The sequence below is a fragment of the Corynebacterium vitaeruminis DSM 20294 genome, assembly GCF_000550805.1.
GTDB lineage: Bacteria > Actinomycetota > Actinomycetes > Mycobacteriales > Mycobacteriaceae > Corynebacterium > Corynebacterium vitaeruminis.
The window spans coordinates 871,935-891,722 of record NZ_CP004353.1 but is presented as its reverse complement, the minus strand read 5'-3'; the positions used below and the strand labels follow the sequence as shown (position 1 = coordinate 891,722).

The 19,788-nt window shown below is 66.2% G+C and carries 17 protein-coding genes; 11 read left to right on the top strand and 6 right to left on the bottom strand.

The annotated features are described in order from the left end of the window. Positions 1–94 precede the first annotated feature (94 nt). Positions 95–1,390 carry a citrate synthase gene (locus tag B843_RS04190; protein WP_034651923.1) on the bottom strand — a complete coding sequence of 432 codons (1,296 nt, stop codon included), beginning with the start codon at positions 1,388–1,390 and terminating at the stop codon, positions 95–97. Positions 1,391–2,275: 885 nt separating this feature from the next. On the opposite strand from B843_RS04190, the gene serC reads away from it, so the two are divergent. The 3 genes from serC to B843_RS04175 all read left to right on the top strand — a co-directional run bounded on the left by serC (position 2,276) and on the right by B843_RS04175 (position 5,715). Next, positions 2,276–3,409: a phosphoserine transaminase gene (gene serC, locus B843_RS04185; RefSeq protein WP_025252268.1), complete on the top strand. Its 1,134-nt coding sequence runs from the start codon at positions 2,276–2,278 to the stop codon at positions 3,407–3,409. A 191-nt stretch (positions 3,410–3,600) separates the two neighbouring features. Then, positions 3,601–4,647, top strand: coding sequence for a septation protein SepH (gene sepH / locus B843_RS04180; protein ID WP_025252267.1), 1,047 nt, complete (start codon positions 3,601–3,603; stop codon positions 4,645–4,647). Positions 4,648–4,698: 51 nt separating this feature from the next. Beyond that, positions 4,699–5,715: a DUF6928 family protein gene (locus tag B843_RS04175; protein ID WP_025252266.1), complete on the top strand. Its 1,017-nt coding sequence runs from the start codon at positions 4,699–4,701 to the stop codon at positions 5,713–5,715. On the opposite strand, the gene B843_RS04170 is transcribed toward B843_RS04175, so the two are convergent. From B843_RS04170 to B843_RS04160, 3 genes are all read right to left on the bottom strand, one after another. Then, positions 5,712–6,563, bottom strand: a complete 852-nt coding sequence (locus B843_RS04170; RefSeq protein ID WP_034651926.1) for a TrmH family RNA methyltransferase — start codon at positions 6,561–6,563, stop codon at positions 5,712–5,714. The genes B843_RS04175 and B843_RS04170 overlap by 4 nt on opposite strands. Before the next feature lie 122 nt (positions 6,564–6,685). Continuing rightward, positions 6,686–8,137: an NCS2 family permease gene (locus tag B843_RS04165; protein WP_025252264.1), complete on the bottom strand. Its 1,452-nt coding sequence runs from the start codon at positions 8,135–8,137 to the stop codon at positions 6,686–6,688. Positions 8,138–8,315: 178 nt separating this feature from the next. Further along, positions 8,316–9,050: a DUF3027 domain-containing protein gene (locus B843_RS04160; protein WP_025252263.1), complete on the bottom strand. Its 735-nt coding sequence runs from the start codon at positions 9,048–9,050 to the stop codon at positions 8,316–8,318. A 37-nt stretch (positions 9,051–9,087) separates the two neighbouring features. Between B843_RS04160 and B843_RS04155 the strand changes: the two genes are divergently transcribed. Together B843_RS04155 and B843_RS04150 are read left to right on the top strand one after the other, a co-directional pair. After that, positions 9,088–9,942 (top strand): glutaminyl-peptide cyclotransferase, encoded by an 855-nt coding sequence (locus B843_RS04155; protein ID WP_155895098.1) that lies wholly within the window; start codon positions 9,088–9,090, stop codon positions 9,940–9,942. A gap of 54 nt (positions 9,943–9,996) precedes the next feature. Beyond that, positions 9,997–10,602 (top strand): DUF2771 domain-containing protein, encoded by a 606-nt coding sequence (locus B843_RS04150; protein ID WP_025252261.1) that lies wholly within the window; start codon positions 9,997–9,999, stop codon positions 10,600–10,602. Positions 10,603–10,666: 64 nt separating this feature from the next. Here the strand turns inward: B843_RS04150 and B843_RS04145 are convergent, their stop codons facing one another. Next, positions 10,667–11,053 carry a cold-shock protein gene (locus B843_RS04145; RefSeq protein WP_025252260.1) on the bottom strand — a complete coding sequence of 129 codons (387 nt, stop codon included), beginning with the start codon at positions 11,051–11,053 and terminating at the stop codon, positions 10,667–10,669. A gap of 602 nt (positions 11,054–11,655) precedes the next feature. Between B843_RS04145 and B843_RS04140 the strand changes: the two genes are divergently transcribed. From B843_RS04140 to B843_RS04125, 3 genes are all read left to right on the top strand, one after another. Next, entirely contained in the window at positions 11,656–12,252 is a 597-nt protein-coding gene (locus B843_RS04140) for a resuscitation-promoting factor Rpf1 domain-containing protein (RefSeq protein ID WP_025252259.1), read from the top strand. A gap of 574 nt (positions 12,253–12,826) precedes the next feature. Next, complete coding sequence (locus B843_RS04130; protein ID WP_231494055.1) at positions 12,827–13,135, top strand: DUF485 domain-containing protein; 309 nt, start codon at positions 12,827–12,829, stop codon at positions 13,133–13,135. After that, on the top strand, positions 13,136–14,755 hold the full coding sequence (locus tag B843_RS04125; protein ID WP_025252256.1) for a solute symporter family protein: 1,620 nt from the start codon (positions 13,136–13,138) through the stop codon (positions 14,753–14,755). 84 nt (positions 14,756–14,839) lie between these two features. On the opposite strand, the gene B843_RS04120 is transcribed toward B843_RS04125, so the two are convergent. Then, a complete protein-coding gene (locus tag B843_RS04120; protein ID WP_025252255.1) occupies positions 14,840–15,028 on the bottom strand; it encodes a hypothetical protein in 189 nt (62 codons plus the stop codon). Between the two features lie 66 nt (positions 15,029–15,094). Here B843_RS04120 and B843_RS04115 point away from each other — a divergent pair, with 66 nt between their 5' ends. The 3 genes from B843_RS04115 to B843_RS04105 are packed head-to-tail and all read left to right on the top strand — an operon-like array spanning position 15,095 to position 19,773. Continuing rightward, on the top strand, positions 15,095–17,374 hold the full coding sequence (locus B843_RS04115; protein WP_025252254.1) for a helicase-associated domain-containing protein: 2,280 nt from the start codon (positions 15,095–15,097) through the stop codon (positions 17,372–17,374). Positions 17,375–17,409: 35 nt separating this feature from the next. Further along, complete coding sequence (locus B843_RS04110; RefSeq protein WP_025252253.1) at positions 17,410–19,083, top strand: DNA repair helicase XPB; 1,674 nt, start codon at positions 17,410–17,412, stop codon at positions 19,081–19,083. A 51-nt stretch (positions 19,084–19,134) separates the two neighbouring features. Beyond that, on the top strand, positions 19,135–19,773 hold the full coding sequence (locus B843_RS04105) for a DUF3239 domain-containing protein (protein ID WP_025252252.1): 639 nt from the start codon (positions 19,135–19,137) through the stop codon (positions 19,771–19,773). Positions 19,774–19,788 lie beyond the last annotated feature (15 nt).

Here is a 19,788-nt window from a genome sequence, read left to right as displayed (position 1 = left end):
CGAGCACACGGGCCCCCATTCTATCGGGTTAGCGTGTGCTCAACGAATTGAGGAAGGGTTCTTCCTTAGACCGGAACGGGCCGGTTGGCGCTTTTTAGCGCTCCTCGCGGGGGGTCACCTTGCGCAGGGTCTCGCCGGTGTAGATCTGGCGCGGGCGGTTGATCTTGGTGTTCATGGCCAGCTGCTCGCGGTACTGAGCGATCCAGCCCGGCAGGCGGCCGATGGCGAACAGGACGGTGAAGAAGTCCGTCGGGAAGCCCATGGCGCGATAGATGAGGCCGGTGTAGAAGTCGACGTTCGGGTACAGCTTGCGGGAGACGAAGTAGTCGTCCTCGAGGGCGATCTTCTCCAGGTCCATGGCCAAGTCGAGCATCGGGTCGCCACCCAGGTGCTCGAGGATCTCGTGAGCGGTCTTCTTGACGATGGCTGCGCGCGGGTCGTAGTTCTTGTACACGCGGTGACCGAAGCCCATCAGACGGACGCCCTTTTCCTTGTTCTTCACGCGGTTCATGAAGTCGGTTGCGTCGCCGCCGTTGTTCTTCTGGATGGAGTCCAGCATCTCCAGAACGGCCTGGTTGGCGCCACCGTGCAGCGGGCCGGACAGGGCGTTGATGCCGCCGGCGATGGCGACGAACATGTTGGCCTGTGCGGAACCAATCATGCGGACGGTGGAGGTGGAGCAGTTCTGCTCGTGGTCAGCGTGCAGGATGAGCAGCTTGTCGAGCGCCTTGGCGACGATCGGGTCGACCTCGTACGGCTCGGTCGGGTAGCCGAACATCATGCGCAGGAAGTTCTCGCGGGCGTTGAGGGCGTTGTCCGGGTACATGTACGGAGCGCCCTTGGATGCGCGGTAGGCGTAAGCGGCGAGCATCGGCACCTTAGCCAGCAGGCGGACGGTGGCCTTGTCCAGCTGATCCTCATCCAGCGGATCGAGCTGATCCTGGTAGTAGGTGGAGAGAATGTTGACGGAGGAGGCGAGCACGGCCATCGGGTGCGCGTCACGCGGGAAGATGGAGAACTGGCTCTTGAAGTCCTCGTCCAGCAGGGTGTGGTGGCGGATCTCAGCGTTGAAAGCGTGCAGCTCGTCCTGGGTGGGCAGGTGGCCCTTGATCAGAAGGTAGGAAACCTCGTTGAAGGTTGCGTTCTCAGCCAGGTCTGCGATGTCGTAGCCGCGGTGGCGGAGGATGCCCTGGTCACCGTCGATGTAGGTGATCTTGGACTCGGTGGAACCGGTGCTCACATAGCCCGGATCGAAGGTGACCAGACCGGTCTGGCCGAGCATGTTGCCCAGCACGACGCCGTCGTAGCCCTCGGTTGCGTGCATGATGTCCATCTCATACTCGCCACCGGGGTAGTGAAGTACAGCCTTATCCTTGTTATCAGTAGCCACAGCTTCCCTTTCAATCTGTCTTTACTTAATTAGAAGTCTTGGTTTCAACTTCCAACATCGCCCCATCATTCGGCTGCCCGCAATCAAATCTCCGTGCATGTGGCCCATGAAAGCGCACGTGCGCGAGGAATTCGAGTTCGAACCCGAAGCCATTCGAGAGTGTGCGATCCCTTGATGAGGTGCACCACCCCGAAAGGCCCGAAGCTGAAGGTTTCGGGACGAAAACGTGGGGTATGTCCCCTCATTCTCGCACCTGCACCCTCCAGCTGCTACTTCCCTCGACCCTGAATCGGTACGCGGGGAAGCGGCGATGCCGTTTTATGAAGTTTTCCCGCTAGTTATGCGGGTGCTTAACACGCCCAGTTCCAGCTCAGTCACGCGTTCTCGTGGGCAATGACCTTGTCTTTCACAGGCCACTTCTCAAAACTTAGCGTGGGGCACTACACATTGTAGCAAACTATGTGATTCACACGACAGAATCTTGTGACCTGATACCTTTTCACGAAAAATACCCGCATTTCACACCCCCAGTTCACCCCCACAACGAACGCCGCGCTCTCCTCGCAGTGCCATTTTCAGGCCGGATATTGCGAACATCTACGCAACAACGAGGAGATCTCCGCGACCCCACACTCTTTTCAGGGGAGAATATGTGCTCCCCCGATAGTAAATTGACCCCTCTAGGCGGTAACATTCCAACGTGACTAAGTAAGAGTTTGTCGCCGTTTGCGAAGCCACTTGTTCCCCGTGCGCTCCACGAACCCGCAGCCGCACAGCCCGCCGCGGCGGGGGAACCGGCACCCGCGCGCGTGTCCACAAAACCTGTCTTAGCCCCACCGACTGGAATTCAACTTCCGCATAATATTCCGAAGAGAAAGCGCAAATATGAGCGAGCAGTTCCCAGCATTGCCCTCCGACCTCATCCCAGTTGACCCCCGCTTCGGCTGCGGCCCCTCCAAGGTCCGCCCCGAGCAGATCCAGGCGATCGTCGCCGGCGGCGAGAAGGTCATCGGCACCTCTCACCGCCAGGCTGCCGTCAAGGACGTCGTCGGCAGCATTCGCGAGGGGCTGTCCTCCTTCTTCAGCCTCCCCGACGGCTACGAGATCGTCCTTTCCCTGGGTGGCGCCACCGCGTTCTGGGATGCGGCCACCTTCGGCCTGATCGAGAAGAAGTCCGGGCACCTCGCTTTCGGCGAGTTCTCCTCCAAGTTCGCCAAGTCCTCCAAGCAGGCTCCGTGGCTGGACGAGCCCACCATCATCGAGGCCACCCCGGGCGACGCCCCGGAGCCGGTCGCGATGGAGGGCTGCGACGTCATCGGTTGGGCCCACAACGAGACCTCCACCGGCGCGATGGTTCCGGTCGTGCGCCCCGAGGGTTCCGAGGGTTCGCTCGTCGTCATCGACGCAACCTCCGGCTCCGGCGGCCTGCCGGTCGAGATGGACCAGGCGGACGTCTACTACTTCTCCCCGCAGAAGTGCTTCGCCTCCGACGGCGGCCTGTGGCTGGCAGCCATGAGCCCGGCGGCCATCGAGCGCATCGAGAAGATCAACTCCTCTGACCGCTTCATTCCGGCCTTCCTCAACCTGCAGACCGCGGTGGACAACTCCCGCAAGAACCAGACCTACAACACCCCGGCCGTGGGCACCCTGCTCATGCTGGAGAACCAGGTCAAGTGGATGAACGAGAACGGCGGCCTGGCTGGCATGGTCGAGCGCACCACCGCCAACTCCTCCGCCCTGTACAACTGGGCCGAGAACCGCGCCGAGACCACCCCGTTCGTCGCCGATCCGGCCAAGCGCTCGCTGGTCGTGGGCACCATCGACTTCGATGACTCCATCGACGCCGCCAAGCTCGCCAAGATCCTGCGCGCCAACGGCATCCTGGACGTCGAGCCGTACCGCAAGCTGGGCCGCAACCAGCTGCGCATCGGCATGTTCCCGGCCATCGACACCACCGATGTCGAGACCCTGACCAAGGCGATCGACTTCGTTCTCGACGGCGGCTACGCAGCCAAGTAAGAATCCTTTTCTTCCGGCGGCCGCGGCTCCCACCACGTGGGGGGCCGCGGCCGCTTTTGCGTGCGGGTGGAGGGCCGAAGGCGTCGACAAGCGAAAACGACATGGCAGTTCTAAAGCTAAAACGCACTTATCTTGCGTTAAAGTGGAGCCAAGTGTATTTCGCCACATGTTGACCTGAAGGAGCATCGGCTATGCGAGAACTCATTCTCATCCCTGCTGAATCGACGAGGAGCTCCCTCGTCTTCAGCGCCGCGGACGGCGATGAGCAGTTCTTCCTCGCCGTCGATGACAACCTGCGGGCTACGCTGCTGGGGCAGGAACCGGAGCCGGACGCAGTCCCCGAGCAGGAGGAGCGCGCCGAGGAGCCGCCAGCCGATTCCGCGCAGGCCCCGGCGGAGGCCGACCTCGCTGACGAGCAGGACCAGCCCGAGGCAGCAGAGGAGGCCCCGGCCGCGCCCATCCACCGCGAGCCTCGCCCCCAGCGCGAGGTCGACCCGCGGCTGTCGGTGCCGCTCAAGATGCGCCCCCGCGAGATCCAGGACCGCATCCGCGGCGGCGCCTCCATCGCGGAGGTGGCCGAGGAAAACGGCGTTACCGAGTCCCGCATCGAGCCCTACGCCCACCCCGTGCTGCTCGAGCGCGCCCGCATCGCCGAGATGGCCAAGTCCGCGCACCCGGTCCGCGACGATGGTCCGGCCAAGCTCAGCCTCTGGGAGGTGCTCGCCACCGCCTTCGCCGCCCGCGGCCTCGACCTCGGCACGACCGAGTGGGACGCCTACCGCGACCCGGCCAACCAATGGGTGGTCAAGGTGACGTGGAAGGCCGGGCTGTCCGAGAACGAGGCCGAGTGGAGCTACCTGCGCCACGGCATGAGCAACGCCACCGCCGTCGCCCGCAACGGCATCGCCGCCGACCTCATCGACCCCGACTTCGCGCAGCCGGTGCGCTCGCTCAGCGCGGTCGGTCACCGGGGCGAGGCGAGCGGGCTCGACGCGCTCATCGGCGACGAGGAAGAGGACGTGGCAAAGACCCGGGACGACATCCCCCGCGTCGAGGTCGACGAGCCGGAGGACAGCGCCGAGCAGCACGAGGAGAAGGTCGACGAGGTCGCGGGCGAGGAGTTTCTCCAGCACCCCGAGTCCAAGCCCGCCGCCAAGCGCCGCCGCAAGGCGGTCACCCCGCACTGGGAGGACGTCCTGCTCGGGGTTCGCGCGAACACGAAGCGCCCGCGGAACTAGCCCCACTTACCTCCTCAGCATCCTCCCCTCGTGCGAGAAAGGCGCCACCCAATGACCTTCGATGACCGCGACTACTTCCGCGCCACGCCCCACGACGCCGTGCTCACCCTTTGGTTTGTCTCTGCGGCCCACCCGGAGAAGGTCATCGCCGCCTCCTACAAGGCCGACCGCGGCTTCGGACGCAAGTACCTCGCCCAGCTCAACCCGTCGTGGCCGATCACGCTCATCGGGCAGTTCTCGCTCAACCGCTCGGCGCAGGCCTCCAGCGGGGAGTTCTACATCGTCGGCTTGCCCGGGGTGTCCATCGTCCAGACGGTGATCGAGGACGCCTCCGAGCTGTCGCTTATCGACGACAAGCTGCGCACCTCGCTTCCCGCGGCGGACGTCTACGCCTTCGCCTCCAACGCCGACACCGGTCTGGGCGGGTTCGCCCACTGGCGCGGCGGGAAGCTCCGGCGCAGCTTCTCGGCCCGGCGCGAGCGCGTCTACGAGGACGTGGGCCTGCCCGAGCCCTTCGAGGCCCCCTACTGGGCGGGTGAGAAGGCCGAGCCCATCGGCGGCATCGCGCTCCCCTTCGAGCCCATCGACCTCATGGAGGAGGCACAGCGCTACTGGCTGGGCTTCGACATGGCCACCTCGCAGGACATCAACGTGGTCGCCTACGCCATCGACGGCCGCCCCGAGCCGAAGCTGCTCGACCACCCGGAGTCGAAGAAGGACGTCAGCGCCCTAGCGGCGCTCGCCACCTCCAAGCTGGGGCTGGGCTCCAAGCGCGAGTACGACGACTACGAGGACGTCGACGAGGGCGAGCCCACCGGCGAGGAGCTCACCAGGTTCGCCGAGGCCACCGGCGCGGCGGCGCGCCGCTTCGGCAAGGACCTTACCCGCCGGCTGCGCTCCGCGGTGGACGCGGTCAAGTACCGCATCCGCCACGCCGACCGCCAAGCCCCACCCGCCGAGGGGCGCGAGGACACCGGCCAGGTGCCGGGCGAGTACCTCCTCGACGACGGCGAAACGGACGAAAAGACAAAGAAGAACGACGCCAACCGCGACCTCTACGACGACTAGCGCAGGGAGCGATCGCGCTCGTAGAAGGCGATGGCCGCGGCGGTTGCCAGGTTGAGCGAGTCCGTTCCCGGCGCCATGGGGATCCGTGCGCGCACGTGCGTCGCGCGCATCGCGTGTTCCGTGAGCCCCGGCCCCTCCGCGCCGACGAGCAGCGCCACCTTCTCGTACGGCGCGCCGTCCTCGTCCACCATGGCGTCGGCGAGGTGCACCGCCTTCTCGTCCGGGGTGAGCGAGACCAGGTGGTAGCCGGCATCCACGAGCTGGGCAAGCCCGCGCTGCCACGTGGTGTACTTGCCCTCGAAGTGGGCGAACGGCGTGCGCAGGACGTGCCCCATGGACACGCGCACCACGCGCCGGTAGAGCGGGTCGGCGCAGCCGTTGCCGAATAAGATCGCGTCGACGCCCATGCCCGCGGCGTTGCGGAACATCGAGCCGATGTTCTCGTGGTCGCCCACCCCCTCGAGCACGGCCACCGTCTTCGCCCCCTCGATGGCCTGGGCGATGGTCATCTCCGCCACCCGATCGGCGGCCGCCAGCAGCCCGCGGTGCATGTCGAAGCCCGCGACCTGGGCCAGCACCTCGCGGTCGATCGAGTAGACCGGGATGTCCGCCACGAGCTCCGCGACCGCGGGGTCGGAGAGGAAGCTTTCCAGCTTGGCCGGGAAGCCGATGAGGCTGCGCACCGGGAAGCGGGACTTTAGGAGCCTGCCGATCACCAGCGGCCCCTCGGCGATGACCAGCCCCTTGCCGCCGGGCAGGTCCGGGCGGTTGTCGGAGTGGTTCAAGTCCCGGTAGTCGTCGAGGCGCGGGTCGGCTGGGTCGGAGAGGTGCGTAATATCCACGCCCATAACTGTAGGCCATGAGGTGGGCCCCACCCGCCTGCGGCCGCCCGCCGAAGGCTTAAGCGTCGAAAAGCGAAAGCCCGGCACCACCAAGAAGGCGGAACCGGGCCTGACCACGGCGAGCGGGGCTAACCGATGGCGTTCATGAGGGGTTCTGCGGCGAAGTAGACCACGAACAGCAGACTCACGAGCCACATGATCCAGTGGATCTGCTTGATCTTGCCCGCGGCGACCTGCATGAACACGTAGGCGATGAAGCCGACGCCGATGCCGTTGGCGATCGAGTAGGTAAACGGCATGATGACGATGGTGAGGAAGGCGGGCAGGGCGATGTCGAAGCGCGAGAAGTCGATATCGCGGATCTGGCCGATCATGAGCGCGCCGACCACGACGAGGACCGGTGCCGCGGCCTCGACCGGGACGACCTCGTAGAGAGGGGTGAGGAACATCGCGGCGAGGAACAACAGGCCGGTGATCACGTTGGCCAGGCCGGTGCGCGCGCCGTCGGCGATGCCCGCGGAGGAGTCGACGTAGACGGTGTTGGACGACGAGGAGACCGCGCCGCCGACGATGGCGCCGCAACCCTCGACGACCAGAGCGGTCTTCATGTCGGGCAGCACGCCCTTCTCGTCGGTCAGCCCTGCTTGCTTGCCCAGCGCGGTCATGGTGCCCATGGCGTCGAAGAAGTTGGCGAGCACGAGCGTGAACAGCAGCAGCGTCGCGGCGAGGGCGCCCACGTGGCTGAACGCGCCAAACAGCGAGATGTCGCCCACGAGGCTTAAGTCCGGCAGCCCGCCGAAGGAGCTCGGCAGGGCGGGGACGGCGAGGTTCCAGCCGCCGGTGGGGTTGTCCGAGCTGGAGCCCGCGCCGGTGATCGCCTCGACGATCATGGCGATGATGGTGTTGGCGACGATGCCGATGAACAGCCCGCCCTTGACGTTGCGGACGACCATGACGCCGCAGATGATGAGCCCCAGGACGAAGACGAAGGTCGGCCAGGAGGCGATCGAGCCGTTGGTGCCCAGGCCCACCGGCACGGTGGTGTGGGCGGCGTCCGGCAGGCGGCGGACGAAGCCGGCGTCGACGAGGCCGATCATGGCGATGAACATGCCGATGCCCACGCCCATCGCGGCGATGAGCGACTGCGGGATGGCCTCGAACACGGCGGTACGGAAGCCGGAGATAGCGAGGAGCACGATGACGATGCCGTCCAGGACCACCAGTCCCATGGCCTCCTCCCAGCTCAGCCCCTGAGAGGCCACCATCGTGACGGCGACGAGGGTGTTAATGCCCAGGCCTGTGGCGATGCCGAAGGGGTAGCGGGCGATGAGGCCGAAGCCGATGGTCATGACACCGGCGGCGAGCGCGGTCACGGCCGCGACCTGCGGGATGCCGAGCACCTTGCCGTTGAGGTCGGCACCCGTGCCCAGGATGAGGGGGTTGAGGATAATGATGTAGGCCATCGCGAAGAACGTGACCACACCCGCGCGGATCTCCGACCCGACGGTCGATCCTCGCTCGGTTATCTTGAAGTATCGATCTAGGCCGCCGCGAGGGGCCGCGATTGGCGTCGTCGCCATAGGTTCTCCCGTGTGAAGTGAATGTGAAGATGCATGGAAACAGTCAAGTTTCTGCACCTAGATTCCCATTCAAACAGGGGGACAATCAAACCCACAAACGGCGCAATTACTTATCTCACAAAATAACTAATCTGCGACAGATTTCGCATTTTGCTTGTCGCCGCCTATCGGCGTCGACCTAGAAGTCCACCGGCTTCTCATCGTCGAAGGCGACTCCCCCAACCTGCCCCAGCGGCTCCTCCGGTGGGGTGTCGGAGTGGGCGCCGCAGCCGTAGCTGTCCGCCACGACCTGGCCGTCGGCCGAGTACTCGTTGACGCAGGCCCCGAAGCCCTCCCCCAGGGGCTTAGCGAAGGGCACGAAGAAGGCGCAGGTGCGGCAGTGGTTCGGGGCGTGCTCGGCGAACTCGGAGCGCGGGCCGAACTCCCCGTGCAGCCACCGGTCCTTGGCCTGATCGAGCCCGGCCTGGGTGAGCTTGCGGGAGGTGCCGCGGTCGAGGACGGCGTGCTCCGCGTCGTCGGTGAGCCGCGGGTCGCCCTTGCGCGGCGGCAGGAAGTCCGTGGGGCCGAGGTCGCCGGGCAGCACGCGCTCCTGGTAGGGCACCCACTCGGGCGCCTGGAGGGCCTGCCCGCCGGGGACGAGCGCCAGCTCGCTGACGGTGATGTAGCGCGAGCCCTGGGCGCAGGCCACGACCGCGTTCCACTCCCAGCCGGTGTATCCGGGGACCTCCGCGGCGAAGCGGTGCGTGGCGACGTTGCGTCCGAGGTGACCGACGCCGATGTGGTGGCCGACACCGCCCTCCCCCAGCTCCTCGAGTGCGGCGCGGGCGACGCTGACTGCCCGCGACCCGAGGAGCGGGCTTTGGGCGGTGTTCTTCGAATTTCGCTTGCTGTGCACCTTTTCATTATTGCCCATCGGGTGCGAGGGCGTTCCTTGGGGCATGATGGAGTCCATGCGCGCCCCACTCAGTATTGTTTCCGCCGTCGCTACCTCGCTCTTCCTCGCGGTGCCGGTGCTCGCCGCCTGCTCGGGCGGCTCGCTCGCGGGATCGTCCTCGGGTTCCTCGACGGTGCCTGCGTCGGGGGTGGAAAGCCTCGGCGTCGAGATCGTGGCCACCCATCCCTTCGACGACACCTCCTTCGTGGAGGGCCTCGAGGTCGAACCCGACGGCCAGCACCTGCTGGTCTCCACCGGCTGGGAGGGCGAGGGGCGCATCTACCGCAGCACCATCGATGGCGTCGAGTCCGACAGCCAAGCGATCGATCCCACCTTCTTCGGCGAGGGGATCACCCGCACCAGCGACCACGTGTGGCAGGTGACGTGGAAGGACGGCGTGGCCATGAAGCGCGACGCCGCCACCCTCGAGGAGATCGGCCGAGTCAACTACCAGGGGCAAGGCTGGGGCATGTGCCACTTCGACGACCGGATGGTCATGTCGGACGGCACCAACCAGCTGCGCGTGCTCGACCCGGACAGCTTCCAGGAGCGTTCGCGTATCGACGTCACCAAGGCCGGTGCCCCCATTTCCCAGATCAACGAGCTCGACTGCGTGCCCGCCGCGGAAAGCTCGAGCGGCAAGGACGAGATCTACGCTAACGTCTTCACCACCACCTCCATCCTGCGGATCGACGCCGCCACGGGAACCGTCACCGGCGTCATCGACGCCTCGACCGTTCCGAACAACGCCGCCGTCGACCCAGAGAACGTCCTCAACGGCATCGCCCACATCCCCGGCACCGACCGATTCTTCATCACGGGCAAGCGCTGGCCGGACCTCTACGAGGTTCGCTTCGTCCCTGCGGGTTAGCTCCCGGGGGTTCGGTGCGGCCGCCTGCGGGGTGAGACAGTAGGATATGCGACTATGGCGAGCCGGAAGACCAAGCGCAAGAACCTCATTCAACTCCTCTCACTCATCGTCGCCGTGGCCGTAGTCGTGGCCGCGAGCGTGGCGTTCCAGACGTGGTGGAAGAACCGCCCGGGCCCAGAGCCCAAGGACATCAAGGTCACCGCGCAGGTCGGCGACACCAAGCTCGACGTCACCCCCTACGCGATCTGCGAGCCGGGCGTCGACTGCCCCGAGGGCGAGGTGCCCACCATCGCCGTGGGCGAGGACGACACCCTCACGGTCTCCGTGCCGAGCGACATCTCGGACCACGACTGGTCGCTGCTGAAGATCTACGACGATCCCGCGGCCAACGACGAGATGTACTACAAGGCCAACGAGCAGACCTCCGTCGACGTCCCCGGCTCCGTCGACCCGACGACGGAGGGCTCGACCACCCGCCCGCGGCTGGTGGTCGTGGAGATCAACTCCGTCCTCATCGGGCACAACGACGCCGGCGAGGAGACCCCCTACTCCGTAACCTGGTCGATCAGCACCGAGTACGCCAAGACCGCCGACCTGTCCCAGGAGGCGGCGGATCCCTCCGAGTCCGCCGCGGCGACCACGAGCGAGACCGCGCAGTAAGCAACACATAGAACAAGGGAGCGGCCAGCGATTGCTGGCCGCCCCCTTGTTTTTTGTTATTCGATTAGGCGTCGAGTTCGTTGGCTACCGCGCGCAGGATCTCCGCGATCTGGTGGCCCTCCTTGCGCTCCGGGTAGTGCCCGGACAGCAGGCCCGGCTGGACCTTGGTCTCCAGCAGGGTAGCCAGATCGGAGATCATGCTGTGCAGCTCCTCCGGCTTGTACTTGTGGATCGGCTTGCGGGGCTTGGGCCCCTCCAGCAGGCGCACGCGCAGGGCCTGCGGTCCGCGGCGGCCCGCCGCGAAGTCAAACTCGATGCGCTGGCCCGGGTGCAGCTCGGTGACCCCCTTGGGGAGCACCTGCTTTCCCACGTAGCAGTCCTCGTCGCCAGGATTCGAAACGAACCCGAATCCGCGCTCTGCGTCGAACCACTTCACTTTACCGATGGGCACTTGTCCGTCCTTTCCATAGTGACTTGTTGTGTACGGCCTCGCTCGCACCCGGATGGTCGGGTGCTCCCCTTATATAAGGAGTCTCGCCGCCGGGGTATTCCCGGCAGGCTCGGCGCCGTGGGCACGAAAGATCTAACTATACAACATTTTCAATTTATCGTTAACGGATCCGGCGCGGATCGTAACCAAACCTAAACATTGCTTCGTTGACGGGCTGAGATGCCACTTTCGTCACGCCAGTAACATGTCCGGAAAATTTTTTAATTTTTTTCTTAAGGTTCTGACCTGCAATTTTATTCAGAATCGACCCAAGATAACGATAAGATCACAAAAGGAAACGTGACACATTCGTTATAAACCGTTACCCTCTATAGCAAGGCATCGCCCACTAGCCGAGAAATCACGCTTCGCCGGTCCCCTGCCTGTGCGTGACTCCGGTGGGCAACACGATGCAACTTGAGTACTTACCGTTCGAGATGGAAGCACCCGCTTCCATCAACTACCAAACACTCACTTCACAGGCAGGGGCCTTCCGTACCCGGAGAGGAATCCTCCTCCTCCAGTTCGGTCGCCTCGGGCGAGGAATGAGAGGAATTTGATTCATGGCACGTCACGCAAAGCCCAACCGCACCTTCGCGAAGTTCGCCGCTTCCACCGTCGTCCTCGGTACCGCCACCGCCCTTCTGGCCCCGCAGGCATCCGCCGCACCCGACTCCGACTGGGACCGCCTCGCACAGTGCGAGTCCGGCGGAAACTGGGCCATCAACACCGGCAACGGCTACTACGGCGGCCTGCAGTTCTCCCCGAGCACCTGGAGCGCCTACGGCGGACAGCAGTACGCGGCCTCCGCCAGCCAGGCCTCCCGCGAGCAGCAGATCGCCGTCGCCGAGAACGTTCTCGCCGCACAGGGCTGGGGCGCATGGCCGTCCTGCTCCGCCCGCCTCGGCCTGAACTCCGCCTCCACCCCGCGCTCCGTGGTCGGCTCCGCCCCGGCCCAGGTCCAGGCCATCGTCGCCTCCGCCGGCGACAGCTCCGAGGCCGCCTCCGATGCCGTCTACAACGCGCTCAAGGGCCGCTTCTCCGCCATGGGCATGCCGATGCCCGCACAGGTCGACAGCTTCTACAACGCCTACCGCGGCGACTTCAACACCTTCTACACCGCGAACCGCGAGACCATCGACACCGTTCTCGGCATGTAGTTTTCGCTTCGCATCTCGCGCCTTAAAGGCCGGGCCCGCTCACCGCAGCGGGCCCGGCCTTTTTCGCATTCACGCTGGACTTTCACCCCTTTGACGCCGCAGACCACCCACCCGAACGGGGGTGCCCACAACCCATAACTACGGATTGAATCTTCACAAAGTTCACTTATTGCCGCCCGAAAACAATGCCTTGTTGCAGGCCAGCTACCAGTAAAAACAACAGGTTTTCCCACACGGGCCCGATTATCCCCCGAAATTGCCGAAATGAAACTTAGCAGTATTGCCAATGATCATTTGCAAAGATTTTTCACCTCACAACCAGCAAAGATGTGACAGCGCTTCCCAATTCGTGTGTAATAACCCACATCACCAAAGTTGAGTGATGCAATTCGCAGGATGCACACTCCTTCGTACCGAACACCACGGGCACGACGAGGCGGTGGCCCAGGCGCAACAACTTGGGATTCCTCGCCACCGCTTAGGTCATCACTGCGCTAACACGACTACCGAAAAGGCAGCCATGTCACAGAAAGAAAGCGTATCTAACGCTCCGACCCCCGAAGAATTCCTGGCCATGAGCCAGACCGAAGAGTTCTCCTCCCTGCGCCGCACCTTCCGCGGCTTCGCGTTCCCGGTTACCGTGGGCTTCCTCGCCTGGTACCTGTTCTACATCGTCACCGCGACCTTCGCGGTCGATTTCGTCGAGACCCGCGTCTTCGGCGCCATCAACGTTGGAATGGTCCTGGGCCTCGCCCAGTTCGCCACCGCTGGCCTGATCACCTGGGCCTACGTCAGCTTCGCCGACAACAAGATCGACCCCGCCACCGAGTCCATCCGCTCCAAGATGGAAGACCCGCGCCGCAACATGGAGGTGACCCGCTAAATGAACACTGCACTCCTCGCAGCCGAGAAGGTTGATACGGGCAACCCGATCCTCAACATCTCCATCTTCGTCCTCTTCATCATCGCGACGCTGACCATCGTGGTCCGCGCGACCCGCCAGACCTCCCAGAAGGGCTCCGACTTCTACACCGGCGGCGCCTCCTTCTCCGGCTGGCAGAACGGCCTGGCCATCTCCGGCGACTACCTGTCCGCCGCGGCCTTCCTCGGCGTCACCGGCGCCATCGCCATCTCCGGCTACGACGGTTTCCTCTACTCCGTCGGCTTCCTCATCGCCCTGCTCGTGGCGCTCGTCCTCGTCGCCGAGCCGCTGCGCAACACCGGCCGCTTCACCATGGCCGACGTGCTCTCCTTCCGCCTCAACCAGCGCCCGGTGCGCACCGCGGCGGCCATCTCCACCCTGACGATCTCCCTGTTCTACCTCATCTCCCAGATGGCCGGCGCCGGCGGACTCGTCGCGCTCCTGCTGGGCATCGAGGGCAAGATGGCCCAGAACATCGTCGTCGCTATCGTGGGCGTGCTCATGATCATCTACGTGCTGCTCGGCGGTATGAAGGGCACCACCTACGTCCAGATGATCAAGGCCGTCCTCCTGGTCGGTGGATCCATCGTCATCGCGCTGCTGACCTTCTTCGCCCTCAAGGGCGGCTTCAACGCCGTGCTCGAGGCTGCCGTCGCCAACCACCCGAAGGGCGAGGCCATCCTGGGCCCCGGCCTGAAGTACGGCAAGAACACCCTCACCAAGCTCGACTTCATCTCGCTCGGCATGGCGCTCGTCTTCGGCACCTCCGGCCTGCCGCACGTGCTCATGCGCTTCTACACCGTGCCCACCGCCCGCGAGGCTCGCCGCTCGGTGACCTGGACCATCGGCATCGTCGCGCTCTTCTTCCTGCTCACCGTGGTCATGGGTTACGGCGCCGCCGCGCTCGTCGGCCCGGACACCATCACGGCCGCCCCGGGCGGCGTGAACTCCGCGGTCCTCCTGCTCGCGGCCGAGGTCGGCGGCACCATCTTCATGGCCATCATCTCCGCCATCGCGTTCGCCACCATCCTCGCCGTCGTCGCGGGCCTGGCGATCACCGCCTCCGCGTCCGTCGCCCACGACCTCTACAACTCGGTGCTGCGCAACGGCCAGGCCACCGAGGAGGAGCAGGTCCGCGTCTCCCGCATGACCGTGGTCGTCATCGGCATCCTCGCCATCGTCCTCGGCATCGGCGCCATGGGCCAGAACATCGCCTTCCTCGTTGCTCTCGCCTTCGGCATCGCGGCCGCCGCCAACCTGCCGACCATCCTGTACTCCCTGTACTGGAAGCGCTTCAACACCACCGGCGCCCTGTTCTCCATCTACGGCGGACTGCTGACCTCGATCGTGCTCATCATCTTCTCCCCCGCCGTCTCCGGCGCAGAGACCTCGATGATCCCGTCCGCGGACTTCGCTTGGTTCCCGCTGACCAACCCGTCCATCATCGCGATCCCGGCAGGCTTCCTGCTCGGCATCATCGGCACCTACATCGGCAAGCCCGACAACCTGCCGCTGAAGGCCGCCGAGATGGAGGTTCGCTCCCTCACCGGTGTCGGTGTCGAAAAGGCCGTCCAGCACTAGCATCTCGCTTTCCGACGCCTACGGCGACGAACGAAAGGAGGCGCCCAGCTTTCGCTGGGCGCCTCCTTTATGTTTTAAGCGAACCTACTTGTTGATGCGCGTGTAGGGGTGCACGTAGCCGAGCTCCTCGGCCGGGACGGGGAACTCGATGTCGCCGTACGGGCTGTTTGCGCCAGCAACCTTAGCGATCAACTCGGTAACGGCGTGGCCATCGCCTGGGACGTGAGTCGGCCAGCCCGGATCAACATAACCTTTTTTCTCGATGTTCGACATAAGCCCTATTCTTTCATTTCTCGGCACCAAAAGTCACCTGAACTAGCACTAATATTAGATGCCATCATGACAAACGCCCCCACCCTGACAAATCGGCCGGAACTCTTCCGCCGCTGGCTCGCCGGTCTCGACGATGACGCCCTGCGGGAAGTGCTAGAAAACAGGTGGGACGCGCTGCACCCCCTCCCGCCCGGAATTAGGCCCCTAGCTGTGCGTTTACAGCTCAAGGGTTCGCTGTTCGAGGCCGCACGCCAGCTCAACGCGCTCGAGGTCGCCATCGTCGAGCTGCTCGAGTCCCGCGGGGGTGGCCTCGAACCTCTGGATTCCCCCGAAATCGTGCGCGAACTGCGGCGGATCGCCAAGGCCCACGGCTACCCCACGGCGGGGCTCAAGACGCAGGTCGACGAGGCGCTCGCGCACCTTCAAGCGCTTGCCCTCGCGTTTCCCGTCGAGGGTGGCTACGCGTGCGTGGAACACCTCGTCGACCTCTTCCCGCAGGGGCTGCGGGTGCTTCCCGACGAGCCCGCCTACACCCCGGACCAGGCCCGCGCGCTCGTGGACGGCCTCGACGAGCGCTCCCGGAGGATCGTCGAGACGCTCATGCGCTCCGGCGGGCACGGCATCACCAAGGACGCCGCGCTCGACGCCGACCCCACCCGGCCCATCCCCCGGCTCATCGCCGAGGGCGTGCTCATCCGCACCGGCGAGAACTCCGTCCGGCTGCCCGCCGGCGTCCGCGACGCCCTCTCCGGCCGCCACCCTGCGCCGCTTCCGCTGCTCCCGCCGCACCGCGAGGCGCCCGAGTCCGCACCGTCCGGGCTCGCCGAGGCCGCGGCGGGCACGGGCCTGGAGATGGTGCGGCTCATGCGCGGGCTCATCGAGCGCCTCGAGGCCGCCCCGGCGGCGCTGCTCAAGGACCGGGTCCTGGGCGTTCGCACGACCACGAACCTCGCCCGCGACCTGGGCTGCACCGAGGCGGAGCTCGCGCGGCTCGTCGGCCTCGGGCTGGCCGCCGGGCTGCTGTCCACGGGCGTGCCCGATCCGCTCCCCGAAGCCGACGACTACGACGACTACCTGTGCCCCACCACGCTCGTGGACGAGTGGTCCGCGGCGCCCCTGTCCGCGCAGTGGGCGTGGCTGCTCCACTTCTGGATGGCCAAGGCCACCATGCGCCCGTGGCTGGTCGGCGAGCCCGACGACAAGGGCAAGGCCATGCACGTCCTGCACCCGGGCACCTTCAGCGAGGGCTTGCCGGGCGTGCGCCGGCTCCTGCTCTCCCGCCTCGCGGCGCTCACCTCCGCCGACGCCGGGATCCTTCGCCAGCAGGTCGGCTTCGACGCGCCGCTGCAGGCCTCCCGGCTGGGCGCTGCCACCTACGAGCAGCTCATCGACGAGGCCAGATTCGTCGGCGCGATCGTGGGCGTCCACTCCACCCCGATCCTCGAGGCGGCGCTGGCCTCCGCCGACGGCGCCCAGCCCTCCCCAGAGCTGCTCGCGCTCACCGAGGGCCTCACCCCGCCCACGGTCGACCAGCTCATCTTCCAGGCCGACCTCACCGTGCTCGCGCCCGGCCCCCTGCCGCGCGACATGCAGGTCATGATGGGGCTGGCCGCCGAGGTCGAGTCCGCGGGCTTGGCCTCCGTCTTCCGGCTCACCGACGCCTCCATCTCCCGGGCGCTCGACGCCGGCCGCAGCGAGAAGGACCTCCTCGACTTCTTCGGCTCCCACGTGCTCGGCGAGCTGCCCCAGACGGTGCGCTACCTCATCGCGGACGCTTCCCGACGCCACGGGACCCTGCGCGGTGGGCCAGCCATGAGCTACATCCGCTGCGAGGACGAGGCCCTGCTCGCCGAGGCCTGCTCCACGCCCCAGGCCGCCTCGGTCGCGCTGCGCGCCATCGCACCGACCGTCGCGATCGCCCAGGCCCCGCTCGGGCGCGTGCTCGATGCGCTTCGCGAGGCGGGCTTCCACCCCAGCGCCGAGGACGCAACCGGCGCGAGCATCGACGTCCGCCCGCCCGCGGCCCGGCTTTCCTACAAGGCCCCCGCCGCCCCGACCCAGCGCAGCACCCCGCAGCTGGTGGCGTCCGCGCTCGCGGCGATCAGGCGCGCCGACGGTGACGCGTCGACAAGCGAAGAAGCAACCGACTACCGGCACGTGTTTACCGACGCCATCCGCAAGCGGCGCTCGCTGAAGGTGGGCTACGTCGACCGCGAGGGGCTCCGGCACTACGCGCGGATCACGCCCATCGCAGTGACCGGCGGGCAGGTCTCGGCCGCGGACCTGGAAACCGGCGCGCCCGTGGTGTTCCAGCTGCACTCCGTGACCGAGTGCGCCGTGATCTAGAATGGCTCTTTTGGAACTGTTTTAGGGAGAGACCAATGGCAGCCTTCGGCGGACCGCTCATCGTGCAATCGGACAAGACCGTGCTTCTTGAGACCGACCACGAGCAGGCGGCCGAGGCGCGCGCGGCGCTGGCACCGTTCGCGGAGCTCGAGCGCGCCCCGGAGCACGTGCACACCTACCGCATTACCCCGCTGGCGCTGTGGAACGCGCGGGCAGCGGGCCACGATGCGGAACAGGTCGTCGACGTGCTCGAGCGCTACTCCCGCTTCCCCGTGCCGCAGCCGCTGCTCATCGACGTCGCCGAGACCATGTCCCGCTACGGTCGCGTGCGGCTGCACAGGCACCCGGCCCACGGGCTGATCCTGGAGAGCCAGGAGCCGGCGATCCTGGAGGAGCTCAAGCGGCACAAGAAGATCGCCCCCATGCTCGGCGCGCAGATCGACGCCGAAACCATCGTGGTCCACCCCTCCGAGCGCGGCCGGCTCAAGCAGGAGCTGCTCAAGGTCGGCTGGCCCGCCGAGGACCTCGCGGGCTACGTCGACGGCGAGGCGCATCCCATCGCGTTGTCCACCGAGCACGAGCAGTGGAGCCTGCGCGACTACCAGGAGCTGGCCGCCGAGTCCTTCTGGGAGGGTGGCTCGGGCGTGGTCGTGCTCCCGTGCGGCGCGGGCAAGACCATGGTGGGCGCGGCGGCGATGGCCAAGGCACAGGCCACCACGCTGATACTGGTCACCAACACGGTCGCCGGGCGGCAGTGGCGCGACGAGCTGCTGCGGCGCACCACGCTGACCGAGGGCGAGATCGGCGAGTACTCCGGCGAGAAGAAGGAGATCCGCCCGGTGACCATCGCCACCTACCAGGTGGTCACGCGCAAGACCAAGGGCGAGTACCGCGCGCTCGAGCTATTCGACTCCCGCGACTGGGGGCTGATCATCTACGACGAGGTGCACCTGCTGCCCGCGCCGGTGTTCCGCATGACCTCCGACCTGCAGTCCCGGCGCCGGCTGGGGCTGACGGCCACGCTCGTGCGCGAGGACGGCCGCGAGGGCGACGTCTTCTCCCTCATCGGCCCGAAGCGCTACGACGCCCCGTGGAAGGACCTGGAGCTGGCGGGCTTCATCGCCACCGCCGAGTGCATCGAGGTGCGCACCACGATGGACGAGACCGAGCGCATGATCTACGCCACCGCGGAGTCGAAGGAGCGCTACCGGATCGCCGCCTGCGCCCAGACGAAGCTGGCACCGCTGCGCAGGATCCTGTCCCACCACGCGGGCCAGCCCACGCTGGTCATCGGCGCGTACCTCGAGCAGCTCGAGGAGATCGGCCGCGAGCTCGACGTCCCCATTGTCGACGGCAAGACGTCGACGAAGAAGCGCGAGCAGCTTTTCGACGCCTTTCGGCGCGGCGAGCTATCGACCCTCGTGGTCTCCAAGGTCGCGAACTTCTCCATCGACCTGCCGGAGGCGGCGGTGGCGATCCAGGTCTCGGGCACCTTCGGCTCCCGCCAGGAGGAAGCCCAGCGCCTAGGGCGCCTGCTGCGCCCCAAGGCCGACGGGAACACCGCCTACTTCTACTCGATCGTGAGCAGGGACAGCATCGACGCCGAGTTCGCCGCCCACCGCCAGCGCTTCCTCGCGGAGCAGGGCTACGCCTACCGAATCCTCGACGCGGACGACCTCGCCCTCATGCTTCCGACGATCACCGGCTAGATATACTGTGAGGGCTAGAATCGCCCGTTACTAGAGATTGTCGAGCACCCCATGCCAGTATTTAACTTCTCGGTCGATGAGGAGTACGCCAAGAAGCACAACGAGCTGCTCAAGGACACCCGCCGCCTGCAGCTGTCCGCGCTGCTCTTCGCGCTCGTCCAGCTCGCGATCGGCGTGAGCGTCTACCTCTTCGTGGGCGGTGGCCTCGGCTGGATCGTGCTGGCGGTCTTCGGCGTCATGGCGCTGGTCAGCCTCGCGCTGATCTTTGTCATCCCCCAGCAGGTCGGCGACGCCGCGAAGCTGTACGGCACCTACGAGCTGGTCCCTGCCGTCATCGCCAAGGTCAACCCGCGCGACCTCACCGTCATGGCGCTGGTGAACATGAACGTCGACCCGACCGCGGCACCCAGCTACGGGCTGGCCACGCGCACCATCACCCGGCTCGAGGGCCACGAGCGAAAGGTCGGCGAGCGCGTCCCGGCCGTCGCCGTGACCGGGCGCCGCTCCACCCACGCGCAAACCACGTGGGACCAGATCTCCCCCATGCCGATCGCCTGGGGCACCCCGGACAAGGCCACCGTGGCGCGCGCCGAGAAGGAGATCCCCGCGGACCTCTGGGCGCTGCTGGAGAAGAACATCGACAAGGTCGACGACGTCGCGACGACCCGCTACGACCTCCTCCCCCTCTAAGCGAGAAACCGGCCC